16 protein-coding genes are annotated in these 13,753 nt (G+C 65.6%); 9 read left to right on the top strand and 7 right to left on the bottom strand.

Annotated elements, in window-relative coordinates; translation table 11 throughout:
* The first annotated feature begins 44 nt into the window (after positions 1-44).
* The 5 genes from JY500_RS02115 to JY500_RS02095 all read left to right on the top strand — a co-directional run bounded on the left by JY500_RS02115 (position 45) and on the right by JY500_RS02095 (position 3,527).
* A complete protein-coding gene (locus JY500_RS02115) occupies positions 45-740 on the top strand; it encodes a head GIN domain-containing protein (RefSeq protein ID WP_206254909.1) in 696 nt (231 codons plus the stop codon).
* A 71-nt stretch (positions 741-811) separates the two neighbouring features.
* Positions 812-1,420 (top strand): bifunctional phosphoserine phosphatase/homoserine phosphotransferase ThrH, encoded by a 609-nt coding sequence (gene thrH, locus JY500_RS02110; protein ID WP_172201343.1) that lies wholly within the window; start codon positions 812-814, stop codon positions 1,418-1,420.
* 47 nt (positions 1,421-1,467) lie between these two features.
* Positions 1,468-2,328 (top strand): formyltetrahydrofolate deformylase, encoded by an 861-nt coding sequence (gene purU, locus JY500_RS02105; RefSeq protein ID WP_172201345.1) that lies wholly within the window; start codon positions 1,468-1,470, stop codon positions 2,326-2,328.
* 327 nt (positions 2,329-2,655) lie between these two features.
* Positions 2,656-3,276 (top strand): flavin prenyltransferase UbiX, encoded by a 621-nt coding sequence (locus JY500_RS02100; RefSeq protein WP_206254908.1) that lies wholly within the window; start codon positions 2,656-2,658, stop codon positions 3,274-3,276.
* A complete protein-coding gene (locus JY500_RS02095) occupies positions 3,273-3,527 on the top strand; it encodes a hypothetical protein (RefSeq protein WP_172201349.1) in 255 nt (84 codons plus the stop codon). Before JY500_RS02100 ends, JY500_RS02095 begins: the two co-directional genes overlap by 4 nt.
* A 15-nt stretch (positions 3,528-3,542) precedes the next feature.
* Here JY500_RS02095 and JY500_RS02090 read toward each other — a convergent pair whose 3' ends face one another.
* The 6 genes from JY500_RS02090 to thiL all read right to left on the bottom strand — a co-directional run bounded on the left by JY500_RS02090 (position 3,543) and on the right by thiL (position 8,027).
* The gene (locus tag JY500_RS02090) at positions 3,543-4,595 is read right to left on the bottom strand and encodes a response regulator (RefSeq protein ID WP_172201350.1); all 1,053 of its coding nucleotides are present in this window, start codon (positions 4,593-4,595) and stop codon (positions 3,543-3,545) included.
* A gap of 119 nt (positions 4,596-4,714) precedes the next feature.
* A complete protein-coding gene (locus tag JY500_RS02085) occupies positions 4,715-5,203 on the bottom strand; it encodes a GNAT family N-acetyltransferase (RefSeq protein WP_172201352.1) in 489 nt (162 codons plus the stop codon).
* Positions 5,204-5,212: 9 nt separating this feature from the next.
* Complete coding sequence (gene pncC / locus JY500_RS02080; RefSeq protein ID WP_206256386.1) at positions 5,213-5,710, bottom strand: nicotinamide-nucleotide amidase; 498 nt, start codon at positions 5,708-5,710, stop codon at positions 5,213-5,215.
* Complete coding sequence (locus tag JY500_RS02075) at positions 5,707-6,189, bottom strand: phosphatidylglycerophosphatase A family protein (RefSeq protein ID WP_172202612.1); 483 nt, start codon at positions 6,187-6,189, stop codon at positions 5,707-5,709. The genes pncC and JY500_RS02075 overlap by 4 nt, the downstream gene beginning before the upstream one ends.
* A gap of 18 nt (positions 6,190-6,207) precedes the next feature.
* The gene (locus tag JY500_RS02070) at positions 6,208-7,074 is read right to left on the bottom strand and encodes a DMT family transporter (RefSeq protein ID WP_206254907.1); all 867 of its coding nucleotides are present in this window, start codon (positions 7,072-7,074) and stop codon (positions 6,208-6,210) included.
* Positions 7,071-8,027 carry a thiamine-phosphate kinase gene (gene thiL, locus JY500_RS02065; protein ID WP_206254906.1) on the bottom strand — a complete coding sequence of 319 codons (957 nt, stop codon included), beginning with the start codon at positions 8,025-8,027 and terminating at the stop codon, positions 7,071-7,073. Before thiL ends, JY500_RS02070 begins: the two co-directional genes overlap by 4 nt.
* Before the next feature lie 187 nt (positions 8,028-8,214).
* Between thiL and JY500_RS02060 the strand changes: the two genes are divergently transcribed.
* The 3 genes from JY500_RS02060 to JY500_RS02050 all read left to right on the top strand — a co-directional run bounded on the left by JY500_RS02060 (position 8,215) and on the right by JY500_RS02050 (position 11,004).
* Entirely contained in the window at positions 8,215-9,453 is a 1,239-nt protein-coding gene (locus JY500_RS02060; protein ID WP_206254905.1) for a glycerophosphodiester phosphodiesterase, read from the top strand.
* 147 nt (positions 9,454-9,600) lie between these two features.
* Positions 9,601-10,398, top strand: a complete 798-nt coding sequence (locus tag JY500_RS02055) for a substrate-binding periplasmic protein (RefSeq protein ID WP_206254904.1) — start codon at positions 9,601-9,603, stop codon at positions 10,396-10,398.
* A gap of 147 nt (positions 10,399-10,545) precedes the next feature.
* Positions 10,546-11,004, top strand: coding sequence for a hypothetical protein (locus JY500_RS02050; protein WP_206254903.1), 459 nt, complete (start codon positions 10,546-10,548; stop codon positions 11,002-11,004).
* On the opposite strand, the gene JY500_RS02045 is transcribed toward JY500_RS02050, so the two are convergent.
* Positions 11,001-11,411 (bottom strand): hypothetical protein, encoded by a 411-nt coding sequence (locus JY500_RS02045; protein ID WP_206254902.1) that lies wholly within the window; start codon positions 11,409-11,411, stop codon positions 11,001-11,003. The genes JY500_RS02050 and JY500_RS02045 overlap by 4 nt on opposite strands.
* A gap of 183 nt (positions 11,412-11,594) precedes the next feature.
* Between JY500_RS02045 and JY500_RS02040 the strand changes: the two genes are divergently transcribed.
* Complete coding sequence (locus JY500_RS02040) at positions 11,595-13,748, top strand: 4Fe-4S binding protein (protein ID WP_206254901.1); 2,154 nt, start codon at positions 11,595-11,597, stop codon at positions 13,746-13,748.
* The last annotated feature ends 5 nt before the right edge of the window (positions 13,749-13,753 follow it).

Genomic DNA, 13,753 nt, shown 5'->3' with positions numbered 1-13,753 from the left:
ATCAAGCGCAGCATGCCGACCTGCCCATTACCCGGAGGCTCGACATGCTGCGCTTGATGCTCTTCACCGCCGTGCTTTCGATCTCGGCGCCTGCCGCGTGGGCCGACAACGGAACGCTCGACAAGGCGCTGCCTGCCTTTGATCGGATCGAAGTGAGCATGCCCTTCGACGTGAGCTGGCAGGCGGGGCCACCGCATGTGTCGGCCGAGGGTGATGCCGAATACATCGAACGCCTGCGGTTTGAGGTACGCGACAGCAAACTGTTCGTTGACGCCCGCCCTGGCAACTTCAGCTGGTTCGGGGCCGAGCGCAAGCTCAAGATCCGCATCAGCTCGCCCGGCCTGCGCGAAGCCCGGCTGATCGGTTCGGGCGATCTGATGCTCAATGCGCTGAGCGGCGAGGCGCTTGCGATCAGCCTTTCCGGCTCCGGCGACCTGGTCGCGCACGGCGTCAAGGCGAAGCGTCTCGATGTGCGTTTGTCCGGCTCGGGCGACGTGGTCGCAGACGGCGAAACCGACACCTTGCAGGCCGCGCTTTCGGGCTCCGGCGATATCAAGCTGAAGGCGCTGCAAGCGCGAGAGGCAACGCTGGCGCTTGCCGGCTCCGGCGACATCGAAGCGCGCGCCGGCGAGCGGGCTGCCGCCAGTTGCACCGGCTCGGGCGATATCGATGTGTACGGCCCCGCCACACAGCGCGAAGTCAGCAAGGTCGGCAGTTGCGACATCGACTTCCACCCGTGACCCAGGCCGCGAGGCTAGCGCGCCGGCCTGTTAGAATTACAGGTTACCCGCAACCCTAGCCAGGAAGTCCCGTGAAGATCGTCTGTCTCGACCTCGAAGGCGTACTCGTCCCCGAAATCTGGATCGCCTTCGCCGAAGCCACCGGCATCGAAGCCCTGCGCCGCACCACGCGTGACGAGCCGGACTACGACAAGCTGATGAAGTATCGCCTCGACATCCTGGCCGAGAAGGGGCTGGGCCTGCCACAGATCCAGAAAGTGATCGCCGGCCTGTCGCCGCTCGAAGGCGCCAAGGCGTTCCTCGACGGGCTGCGCGAGCAGTATCAGGTCGTGATCCTGTCCGACACCTTCTACGAATTCGCCAAGCCCCTGATGGAACAGCTCGGCATGCCGACGCTGTTCTGCCATCGCCTCGAAGCGGACGCCACCGGCAAGCTGGTGAACTACCACCTGCGCATGCCGGATCAGAAGCGCGCCGCGGTGAAGGCTTTCCAAGGGCTCAACTTCAAGTGCATCGCCGCCGGCGATTCGTACAACGATACCGCGATGCTCGGCCAAGCCGAAGCCGGCATCCTGATGCACCCGCCCGAGAACGTGATCCGCGAGTTCCCGCAGTATCCGGTGGCGCGCGACTACGACACGCTGCGTCGCTACATCGACGAAGCCGCCGCCCGCATCTGAGCCTTGCCCGGGGCGCCGGACGGCGCCCCTTCTGGACGCATCCCCCCATGCACACGCAACGCTTCTACACCCTCACCGCTTCGTGCCCCGACCGCGCCGGCATCGTCGCTCGCGTGACCGGCTTCATTGCCGAGCACGGCGGCTGGATCTTCGAATCCAACATGCACACCGATCACGAAGCGCAGCGCTATTTCCTGCGCATCGAGATCCGCGCCAATTCGCTGCCCTTCCTGCTGGCCGAGTTGCGCGAGCGCTTCGCGCCGATTGCGCGCGAGTTCGACATGGACTGGAAGATCACCGACAGCGCGGTGAAGAAGCGCGTCGTGCTGATGGTGAGCAAGCAGGAGCACTGCCTGTACGACCTGATCGGCCGTTGGCAGAGCAAGGAGCTGGACATCGAGATCCCCTGCGTGATCTCGAACCACGACACCTTCCGCGGCTTCGTCGAGTGGCATGGGATCCCGTTCCACCATGTGCCGGTCAATGCCGACAACAAGCCGGCCGCCTATGCGGAAGTGCGCCGCATCTTCGAGGAGGTGCGTGGTGATGTGATGGTGCTGGCGCGCTACATGCAGATCATCCCGCCGGAGATGTGCCGCGACTATCCGGGCCAGATCATCAACATCCACCACAGCTTCCTGCCCAGCTTCGTCGGCGCCAAGCCCTATCACCAGGCGCACACCCGCGGCGTGAAGCTGATCGGTGCGACCTGCCACTACGTCACCGAAGAACTGGACCAGGGGCCGATCATCGATCAGGACGTGATCCGCGTGGATCACTCCGACTCGGTCGAAGACATGGTCCGCTACGGCAAGGACATCGAGAAGGCGGTGCTCGCGCGCGGCCTGCGCTACCACTTGGAAGACCGGGTGCTGGTGCATGGCAACAAGACGGTCGTCTTCCGCTGAACCTGCCCCCGTCCGCAATCAGGGCGCCCGCGAGTGGGCGCCCTTTTTGTTGGGGATGCCGCATAGCCGCCATCTATCGACGGCATCGAGACAGTCGATTGGCCTCAACGCTCGTGGCTACCTAAACTCGGCACATCGATCACACACGACCAGCAGGAGCACGACATGCGCGCCTTCCTCCACACAGCGGCCGAGGTTCTCGTCGAGACGCTTGCAGCCCTCGGCGAGGCAGGCTGAACCGCAACACGGCGAGATCGCACCGACGCGCGGGCACCACGGCCGCAGGGCCACGTACAATTGCGCGATGCTCGCTCACGGAGTAAACCGATGACCCGCCGCATCGCCCTTGCCTTCACCGGCGCCTCCGGCATGCCCTACGGCATCCGCCTGCTCGAATGCCTGCTGGCGGCCGGCGTGAAGGTCGAGTTGCTGTACTCGCAGGTCGCCCAGATCGTCGCGCGCCAGGAGATGGATCTCGCGCTGCCAGCGCGGCCAGCCGAAGTGCAGGCCCTCTTTGCCGAACGTTTCGGTGCCGCCGAAGGGCTGCTTGCCGTGTATGGCCGCGAAGAATGGTTCGCGCCGCTTGCCTCCGGCTCGAATCCGCCCGACGCGATGGTGATCTGCCCTTGCACGATGGGCACGCTGGCTTCGATCGCCGCAGGGCTGTCGTCCAACCTGATCGAGCGTGCCGCGGACGTTTGCCTGAAGGAGCGCCGCCCACTGGTACTGGTGCCACGGGAGACGCCCTTCTCCACGCTGCATCTGGAAAACATGCTGAAGCTCTCGCGCATGGGCGTCGTGATTCTGCCGCCCAGCCCCGGTTTCTACACGCATCCGCAGACTGTGCAGGACATGGTGGATTTTGTCGTCGCGCGAATCCTCGATCAGCTCGGTGTGCCCCACACGCTGATCGCCCGCTGGGGCGAGACTCCGGAGGTCGATGCATGAGACGCGTAATCTGGACCAGCGCACTGATCGCGCTGACGCTGGCCGGCTGCAGCAAGCTGACGATGCAGAACTATCAGAAGCTGCAAACCGGCATGACACAGCAAGAGGTGGAAGCCCTGATCGGGTCAGCCGGCAGTTGCGACGAAACGCTGGGCATCCGCGCCTGCACCTGGGGCGATGAAGCGCGCAATGTGAAGGCGAACTTCGTCGCCGGCAAACTCGTGCTGATGTCCGCGCACAACCTCAAGTAGGCGCGAACGCGGGCGTTACAACTCGGCGCGCGTATCGCCAACGTCGAGATAGCGACGGCGCAGCACCAGGATATCGGGCAGGCAGGCTTCGAAAGCGGCCACCACGGCAGGGTCGAAGTGCCGCCCGGACTGGCCACGGATGTAGGCCAGCGCCTCGTCGAGGGACATGGCCGGCTTGTATGGCCGCACCGACATCAGCGCGTCGAACACATCGGCGATCGCCACCACGCGCCCCTCAATCGGGATCGCTTCACCCGCCAGCCCGGCCGGGTAACCGCTGCCATCCCATTTTTCGTGGTGCGATAGCGCAATCGAGCGTGCCGCGCGCAGCAGGTCGTCGTCGTGAATGCCGATGATCTCGGCGCCGATCGTGGCGTGCAGCTTCATCGTCGCCCACTCCTGCGGATCCAGCGGACCCGGTTTGAGCAGGATGTTGTCCGGAATGCCGATCTTGCCGATGTCGTGCATCGGCGCCGCCATCAGGATCAACTCAGCAGTCGCCGGCCCGAGGCCGTAGGCCAGCGCGATCAGCCTTGCACTCTGGCTCATTCGCATCACATGGTTGCCGGTCTCGTTGTCGCGGAATTCCGCCGCGCGAGCCAGGCAGCCGATCAACTGGCGGCGCGATTCGCTCAGCTCACCGGTGCGCTGCGCCACCATGCGCTCGAGTTCCTGCGTCTGGTCATACAACGCGAGGTGGGTGCGCACACGTGCGCGCACGATCGCAGGGCTGATCGGCTTGGTGATGTAGTCGACCGCGCCAAGCGACAGCCCGAATTCCTCGTCCTCGGCGGCGTCCATCGCCGTTACGAAAATTACCGGGATACGGCGGCGGTCCGGATTCGCCTTCAGGCGCCGGCACACTTCATGGCCACTCATGCCGGGCATCATCACGTCGAGGAGGATCAGGTCGGGCGGTGCATCCGAGTAGATCTGCCGCAGCGCGCGTTCGCCGCTGTTGGCCACCTTGACGCGGTACTCATCCTTGAGCACCGCGGAGAGCAGGTCCAGGTTGTCGGCGGCATCATCGACGATCAGCACCGTCGGCCGGGAACGCAGGTCAAGCATTGATGCACCCTTCTCGCGCGAACGATTTGCCGCCAGCCCGATGCCGGCGGTTCATCCGGGCCTGCGCGCGGCCCTCACGACCGGTTTACGGGCGAGTGGCCGCCGGCTTGAGCAAGCGCTCATTCGCCCAGCCAGCGCTGCATGAACATCGCCTTGCCCCACGCCGGGTCCAATGCATAATCGGCAAAGCCGCAGGCCTGATACAGCGCACGCGCTGGCGCATTGCCTTCGAGCACCTCCAGCGTCACCTTGCAGCAATCCAGCGACTGGGCCAGCGCGATCACCTGCTGCATCAGCGCGCGCCCGACCCCGCAGCCGCGGTGCGCGGGGAGCACGGCAAAGTCGTGCACATTGAGCAGCGGCGCTGCCGCAAAGGTTGAAAAGCCCTCCATGCAGATCGCCAGGCCAGCCGGCTGCTCTTCGACATAGGCCAGCAACACATGAACGCCGGGGCGATCGGCGAGCGCGCGCGGCAGGCGTGCCTTGGCCTGATCGCTGAGCCCGTCGCCACCACCGGCCGGGTCGTGGGCGTAGGCGTCCAGCAGCAGCAGCATGGCGGCAGCGTGTTCGGGTTGGTGCAGGTCGGCGCGGAAGATGTCGAGCTTCATCGTGTCGGTTCAGGTGCGGGTCAATGGGAGCTGAGGCAGCGCCTCGAGCGCGCGCGTCACGGTCTGGCGGCGTACCGCTTCGCGCGATCCGTCGAAGCGGTGCAGTTCTGCAAGGGTCATGCCTGCGCGACTCGCCCAGGCGATCCAGACGGTGCCGACTGGCTTCTCGGGCGAACCGCCGGTCGGGCCGGCGACACCGGAGACCGCGATCGCGTGACTCGCGTTCGAGCGGGCAAGCGCGCCTTCGGCCATCTCGCGCACCACCGCTTCGCTTACGGCGCCGTGTTCGGCGAGCGTCGCGGCACGCACGCCGAGCATCTCCTGCTTGGCGTCGTTGGAATAGGTGACCCAGCCGCGATCGAACCATGCAGAGCTGCCCGAGGTTGCGGTGATCACTTCTGCGATCCACCCGCCGGTGCAGGACTCGGCGGTTGCAAGCGTGTGTCCGCGGGAGGCGAGCCAGTCGCCGGCGTCCTGCGAGAGTCGTTCGAGCTCGTGTTCCATCAGCCGATCAGCCTTTTCAGAATCGCCAGCACCAGTAGCGCATAACCGGCCGCCAGCAGATCGTCGAACATTACGCCGAGGCCGTGCTTGAAGCGCGCGTCGCACTGGCGGATCGGCGGCGGCTTGACGATGTCAAAGCCGCGAAACAGGACGAAGGCCAGCAGCTGCCACAACAGGCCCGCCGGGGTGAAGAACAGCACCAGCCACATCGCAACGAACTCGTCCCACACGATGCCACCGTGGTCGATCTCACCCAGCTTGCGGCCGGTCACTTCAATCGCAAACGCCCCCAGCACGAAGCACCAAGCGAGAAACAGCAGGAAGCTCCATTCGGTGTGGAACAGCCCGCGCAGCATCGGATACAGCGCCCATGCGGCAAGCGTGCCGAAGGTACCGGGCGCCTTCGGGGCAAGGCCGGACCCGAAGCCCAGCGCGAGAAAGTGCGCCGGATGCGCAAACAGGAAACGGACTGTGGGGCGGATGCTCATGGCGCGATCCTATCAGGCCGCATCGCTGACGGCTGCGGGCGCCGGCTGCCAGGCGGACACCAGCGCAGCACTTGCGACCAGCAGTGCGCCAGCGATTTCGCGAACGCCCATCGCCTCGCCGGCCCACCACCAGGAGAACAGCGCGGCGAACACCAGCTCGGTACTCATCAGCATCGCCGCCAGGTTGGCGGGCAGGCGCTGCAAACCCCACTGCATCGCCACGATGATGCCGAGCATCGCAAGGCCGACGAAGGCCGCCATGCCAAGCGGCGCCGCATCCGAGGCCGGCATTTCGCCCTCGGCGAGCAGCCAGCCCGCTGCCAGCACCAGCTCGACAAGAAAGATCAGCGCCACGCGCGGCCGCTCGTCGCCATGGGGCAGCGCGCGGATCAGCACGTTGTAGACCGCGAGGCTGAGCCCGGCGAGCAGCGCCACCCATTCCCACGGCGTGGCGGGCCATGGATAGCCCAGCGCGGGATGCCACAGCATGAGCAGCGCGCCACTGCTGCACAGCGCCAGCGCAACGTAGCCGCGCAGACCGGGACGCTCGTGCAAGAGCCACCATGCGAGCGGCACCGTCCATAGCGGTGCGGTGTAGAGCAGCAGCACCACTTTCATCACCGGTGCATGGGTCGCGGCCGCGTTATAGCCGAGGTTGCAGATCGCCGAGGCAAGCGCCATCACGAGCAGCCGCGGATCGCGCAGGAAAGCTGGCAGGCGCCCGCGCGACCAGATCAGCGCGCCAACAGCGCCGAAGGCGAACGCCAAGGTGTTGGCCTGTGCGCTGCTGAGGCCGCGCTCCAGCAACCAGCGGAAGGGCCACCAGATTGCGGCCCAGCACATGGCAGTGCCGATCAGCGTCAGTGCAGGGCGGTTCATGCGAAGTGATCGAAACCGCGCGGGGGTAGTGCCACGATCGCGCCATCGCGCTGCCGCAGTTGCAGGCCGGGTGGGGCCACGCAGGTGCCGATACGGCTCAGCGGCAGATCAAGCTGTTTTGAGATGGCCGTAATCGCGTCGCGTTTGTCCGGTGCGGCGCAGAAAAGCAGTTCGTAGTCGTCGCCGCCGGCCAGCACACAGCGCTGCGCCAGCGCGGCATCGCCACAGGCCGCCTGCGCGTGCGCCAGCGGCAGCGCTGCCTCGTCGAGCACCGCGCCGCAGGCCGAACGTTCGAGGATGTGCGCCAGGTCGCCGGCAAGCCCGTCCGACACATCCAGCATCGCCCTCGCCACACCACGCAGCGCCAGACCGAGCGCCACGCGAGGCTGAGGCCGTTCGAGCGCCTCGACACAGGTGTCGCGCCAGTCGGCGTCGAGCGGCGTGCCGTCGAGCAGATGGCGCAGGCCCAGCGCGGCCAAGCCCGGCCAGCCGGAAACCCAGATGTCGTCGCCCGCGTGGGCGCCACTGCGGCGGATTGCACCGCCCACCTCGACCTCACCGAACGCGGTCGCGCACAGGTTCAAGGGGCCGCGGGTCGTGTCGCCGCCGATCCAGTCGACGCCGTAGGCCTCGCTGCACTCGGCAAAGCCGCGCGCCAGCGCTGCGATCCAATGCTCGTCGACCGCGGGCAGCGACAAGGCGAGCGTGATCCAACGCGGCTGCGCGCCCATCGCGGCGAGGTCGGAAATGTTCACCGCCGCGGTCTTCCAGCCCAACCGTTCGGCGTCGGTATCCGGCAGGAAATGCGTGCCGGCAACCAGCATGTCGGTCGTCACCACCAGTGCGTGCCGAGCCGACGGCTGCACGATCGCGCAGTCGTCGCCCACCCCCAGCACGGTATGCCGCGTGGGGCGGGTGAAGTGGCGGGCGATCAAGTCGAATTCGGAAGTCATCGTTCTACGGGCAGGTCCGGTGGCAGCGCGAGGCGCGATTATCCCCTGTGCAGCCGGGTACGCGTCAGATGTTGGCGCTGCCGCTCGCTCGCCACGCGGCCTGTCATGCGTTTGCCATCAAAGGCTCACGGTCGCGTCATCGGCACTGCATAGGCTCGGGCGATCCACCCGACCACAGGATCCTTCGATGCACACCCACACCTCGCACCGCCCCCGCCATCAAACCCTCGCCATTTCCCTCGCCATCGCGGGCATGCTCACGCTTGGCGGCTGTGGTGGCGACGACAGTTCGCCGGCCATCACGCCGACACCGCAAGCCTTCCGCACCCTCGGCGGCACGCAACCGATCGTCGTCGCCCACCGCGGCGCTTCCGGCTATCTGCCCGAGGAGACGCTGGAGGCCTACCAGATGGCGATCGACATGGGCGCCGACGTGATCGAGCCCGACCTGGTGTCGACCAAGGACGGCGTACTGATCGCGCGGCACGACCCCAACCTCGCCTACAGCACCGACGTCGCCAGTCACCCGGAGTTCGCCGATCGGAAGAAGACCACCACGGTCGATGGCGAAGTGCAGACCGGCTGGTTCGCCAGCGACTTCACCCTGGCGGAAATCAAGACGCTGGGCGGCATCTCGACCGACGCCGAGCGCCCCCAGCAGTACAACGGCCTCTACAAGATCGCGACCTTCAAGGAGATCATTGACCTCGCGAAAGCGCAGAGCGCCAAGCTCGGCCGCACGATTGCGGTGTACCCCGAGACGAAGAACCCGAGCTACCACCGCGACCTGGGCCTGCCGCTGGAGGGCACGCTGATCTCGATGATCAATGCCGCCGGATGGAACAGCAAGACGGCGCCGATCTATGTGCAGAGCTTCGAGCCGGGCAGCCTCAAGTACATGAAGGAAAACGGCCTCAACACCAAGCTGATCCAGTTGATCGACGCCGACGACGTGGATCTGAAGACCGGCCAGCTCACCTATGCAGCGCCCTACGACAAGCCTTACGACTGGGCCAAGGCGGGCGACCCGCGCGGCTTCAAGGACATGGTGACGCCGGCCGGCCTCGCCGAGATCGCCACCTACGCCGACGGTATCGGCCCGTGGAAGCCTTACATCGTGCCGGTAAAGGGCACGCTGGATGCGAACGGCGCGGTCAAGGACATGAACGGCGACGGCAAGATCAACTATGCCGATGCAACCACGCAGACGCCGACCACGCTGATTGCCGATGCGCACAAGGCCGGCCTGATGGTGCACGCCTACACCTTCCGCAACGAGAAACGGCGGCTTGCCTTTGACTACAAGGGCGATCCGCAGGCCGAGTACCTGCAGTACTACCGGCTCGGCATCGACGGTCTGTTCTCCGACTTCACCGACACCGCGGTCGCCGCACGCGCCGCTTACCTGAAGGAGCTCGGCCGCTGATTCCCGAGGCGGCGCTGCCCGCGTCGAGCGATCGGCGCGGACAATATTCCCGCCACCCGGCATGCCTTGAGGGATACGATGCCGGCTGGCGCCGCAGCGTCTGTTGTAGCGGCGACCAGCTACCTCCATCGAGCATCCTGAAGTGCGATGACCCTCCTGCGCAGAGTTCTTGTCCTGATCGCCGCAGCGCTGCTCCTGCTGCCCCCCATGCCGGCCGCCGCCGACTGTACCCTGCTTCGCTACGCAACAAACCCGAACTACCCACCCTTCAGTTGGCCCGGCGAGCGCGATGACTACAACGGCGCCAGCGTCGAGCTCCTCAAGCTGGTGGCCCCGCCCGGCGTCACGCTGGTGCCAATGATGTTCCCCTGGAAACGCTCGCAAGCCATGGCCGAAGCGGGCCAGATCGATCTCCTGCTGAGTTTGCGCATCACCCCTGAACGCGAGCGCTACCTGAGTTTCACGCGCACGGCGGCCTTCGCCAACCCGATCGTGGTGTTCGTGCCGGAGACCAGCCCGATCAAGTACGCAGACTGGCAAACCCTGAAGAGCTACCAGGGCGGAGTGAGCCTGGGCGACGCCTTCGGCAACGGCTTCGACGAATACATGCGGGACAACCTGAAGGTTGACACTGCGCCGACGATGATCGAGAACTTCCGCAAACTCAAACTCGGTCGCATCGACTACTTCGTCTCCGGCGACTACCTCGGGCGCGCCTACCTGCGCAGTGCCGCTGGCAAAGCCGGAGCGCGCGTGGTCAGCATCGATCCGCCCATCAGCAGCGGCAGCATCCACTTCGGCTTCAGCCGCAGATCTGCCTGCATCGGCCTTCTCAAGGACATGGACGCGCGCCTTTCGGAGCTCAATGCCAAAGGGATACCCGCCAGATTGCTCGATGACGCACTCAGCGCTTTCGCGCTCGAGTCCGGCTATGAGTGGAAGTAGTGCGCAGAAGGCTCAGCTGAGCACGCTTGCATCCACTACCAATCAACTGAACGCCTCCGCGCTGCCGTCCACCACGCCGCACCGCGAGCGCATCCGTCGCGCAGGGCACCGCCTGCCCCGCCACTTCCCGCGCGGAAGATTCACCTGATGCCCGACTACGAAACCCTCGATGCGATTGCCGACGCCTACACGCCCTTGCTCGGGGGGCTTTGGCTGATCTTGGCGCTGTCGCCGCTGGCACAGCGGCAGTGGCGTCTCGCCGGCATGCGCATCGGGTTCGGGCTGGCGACACTGGTGGTCTGCTACAGCCTGATGTTTGCCGACAAGGCTTTGGGCCTCTGGCCCGCCGTGGGCCTCGACTACAGCACCCACAGTGCGGTCGCGATTGCCGCGGTCGCCATCCTGTGCACCCTGTTGCCGCGCGGGCGCCCGGTGTGGCTGGCATCGCTGCTCGCCTACTTCGCGCTGATGCTTTATCAGCGTTATCACAGCGTGGCGGACATCCTCAGCACCTCCGCGATCGTCGCTCCGCCCATCGTCTGGCTATGCGTGCGCTTCGCCGGCAAGGTGGCGCCACAGCGCAGCACGCGGGCACAACAAACCTAGCGGCCGCATTGTTTCGCGGACCCCCCGTAATACACACGGTCGCGCCCCAACTCGAAATACAGCAAATCGTCGGCCGTCGTTCCGATGAAGGCCTCGACCGGCGCGTTCGCCGCGTCCTTTGGCGCCAGGCTGAATCCGATGGCGTCCTGCAAGCTCGCATCGGCCTCGGCGCCGAGGATCTTCAGCACCGGTTGATCATCGACACGCCCAGCAGTCTGCAGGGCGTACAGCGCCACATCCGTCCCCTCCGGCCGGCCGTACGTGAGGCTCACAACATCCCCCGCCTGCGCCATCTCAACGTAGTAACGCGGGTCGGCAGCGCAGAAGCGCTGCGTGAAATCACCCGCCGCCACGGTCGCCGGCATGGCGAGGAAAGACAGTGAGAGACAGGTAAGCAGTCGGTTCATGAAGAGTCCTGAGCGTCGAGTCAGCGCAACGGCGAACGGCATTCTAATTCGCGACCGTCACCAGTCAGCGGACCGCGCTACCAGCGCGCAACAGGGCGGATCCCGTTTCTTGCCCCGCGACAAGGAAGCGACCGCCCCCGGACTGCGACACTTTGCCGCACCAAAGGTCCGGAGTGCCTGGCAATGCCCCGTTTCACCCGTTTTCTTCGCGCAACGATCGCCTTGGCCGCCGCGCTCTTGTGCCTGCAGCCCACGGCAGTACAGGCGCTGGCGTATGAAGCCAAGCTCGCGCCCGAACTCTTCACCGCACCGGATCTCTGCGCCTACACCGATTGCAAGGCGGTGCTGCCCGGCGCCGAGCGCTTCTCGCCACGCGATGGGCAGCCGCGCTTCGCGACCGGCTACAAGGGCGACAAGGCGATCGGCTACGTCTTTCTCTCGACCGATCTGGTCGACATCCCGGCCTACTCCGGCAAGCCGGTGATCACGCTGATCGGCATGGACACTGCCGGGCGCTTCACCGGCATCCATGTGCTGAAGCACTCCGAACCGATTCTTCTGCTGGGAATTCCGGAAACGAAGCTGGACGCCTTCGTCGGCCAGTACCTCGGCAAATCGGTTGCGCAGCATTTCGAGGTCGGTAGTGGTGACAAGCAGACCGTCGGGCTCGATGCAATTTCCGGCGCGACGGTGACCGTCGTTGCCGAAAATCAGGTCATCACCCGCGCGGCGCAGCAGGTGGCACGCAAGGTCGGCATCCTGAAGAGCGAAGTGCGCCCGAGCGCGCGTTACAAGGACGTCGGTGACATCGCGGACTGGGACGCGCTGGTGAAGGCCGGCGCCGTATCGCGCCTGACCCTGCAGCCGGCCGACGTGGGCGAGCCCGATACCGGCCAGCCTTACCTCGATTTGTGGGTCGGCGTGCTGAACCACCCGACGCTGGGCCGTGCGGTGCTGGGTGCGACCGAATGGCGTGCGCTGATGACGCGGCTCAAGCCGCATGAAACCGCGCTGATGGTGATCAGCGATGGCGCCGGCTCCTTCAAGGGCTCCGGCTTCGTGCGCGGCGGCATCTTCGATCGCGTTCAGGTGAAGCAGGATGCGGACACCTACACCTTTCGCGATCTCGACTACCTGAACCTCTATTCCCTGCAGGCGAAAGGCCACCCGAACTTCCGCGAATCGAGCATCTTCATCCTGCGCGATGCAAGCTTCTCCGCCGCCTGGCCGTTCCGCTTCGTCTACCTCGCCAACAAGCAGGACAAGTCGACCGGTCAGCGCCAGTTCATCAACTTCGAGACCAAGCTGTGGCTGCCGGATGCCTGGCTCGAAGGTGGCCGCCCGGCAGTGAGCGAACCCGAGGCCCCTTGGAAGAAGATCTGGCGCGACAAGGCGGTCAGCATCGTCTTCTTCGTCGCCTTCCTCACCATCGTCGCCTTCACCTACTCACGCCGCGACTGGCTGACTGCGCGCGCGACGATCCGCGACAAGCGCTGGGTGGCCTGGCCCAAGTATGTGTTCTGGACGGTCAGCATCGTGTGGATTGGTGGCGTGCTGATGGCGCAGCCCTCGATCACGCATGTGATGACCTGGTTCCACTCCCTGATCTCGCGCTGGGAGTGGGAGCTGTTCCTCACCGACCCCTTCATCTTCGTCTTCTGGTGGTTCATCTTCATCACGCTGTTCGTATGGGGCCGCGGGCTCTTTTGCGGCTGGCTGTGCCCCTTCGGTTCGCTGTCCGAGCTGGCCTACAAGATCGCCGGCAAGCTGGGTTTGAAGCGCTTCCAGCGCCACGTCCCGAAGCCGCTGCACGACAAGCTGAAGTGGGTGAAGTACGGCGTGTTCTTTGCGCTGATGGCGGTGTCGCTGTGGTCGATGACGGTGGCCGAGCAATTCGCCGAGGTCGAACCCTTCAAGACAACCTTCCTCGTTGGCCCGTGGAACCGCAGCTGGCCCTTCCAGTTGTTCTTCACGGTCGTGCTGGGGCTCTCGTTGTTCATCGAACGCCCATTCTGCAAATACCTCTGCCCGCTGGGCGCCGGGCTTGCGATTCCGACCAGCTTCCGCCTCTTTGGCCTGCGCCGCAAAAAGGAATGCGGCCCGTGCAAGGCCTGCGCTGTGCAGTGCGGCTCGCTGGCGATTGCGGCAGACGGCAAGATCGACCAGCGCGAGTGCCTGCTATGCCTCGACTGCATGGTGTACTACCACGACGCGCACGCCTGCCCGCCCCTGGCGACCGAGCGCAAGCGGCGCGAGAAGGCGGGCCTCAAGCTCACCCCGATCGGGCGCGACGGCTACTTCATTCCGATCAAGGAAGTGCGGGGCGAGGCTCCGTAGGCTCA

The organism is Niveibacterium microcysteis, assembly GCF_017161445.1.
Lineage (GTDB): Bacteria > Pseudomonadota > Gammaproteobacteria > Burkholderiales > Rhodocyclaceae > Niveibacterium > Niveibacterium microcysteis.
This window is presented reverse-complemented; position numbering and strand designations above follow the sequence as displayed.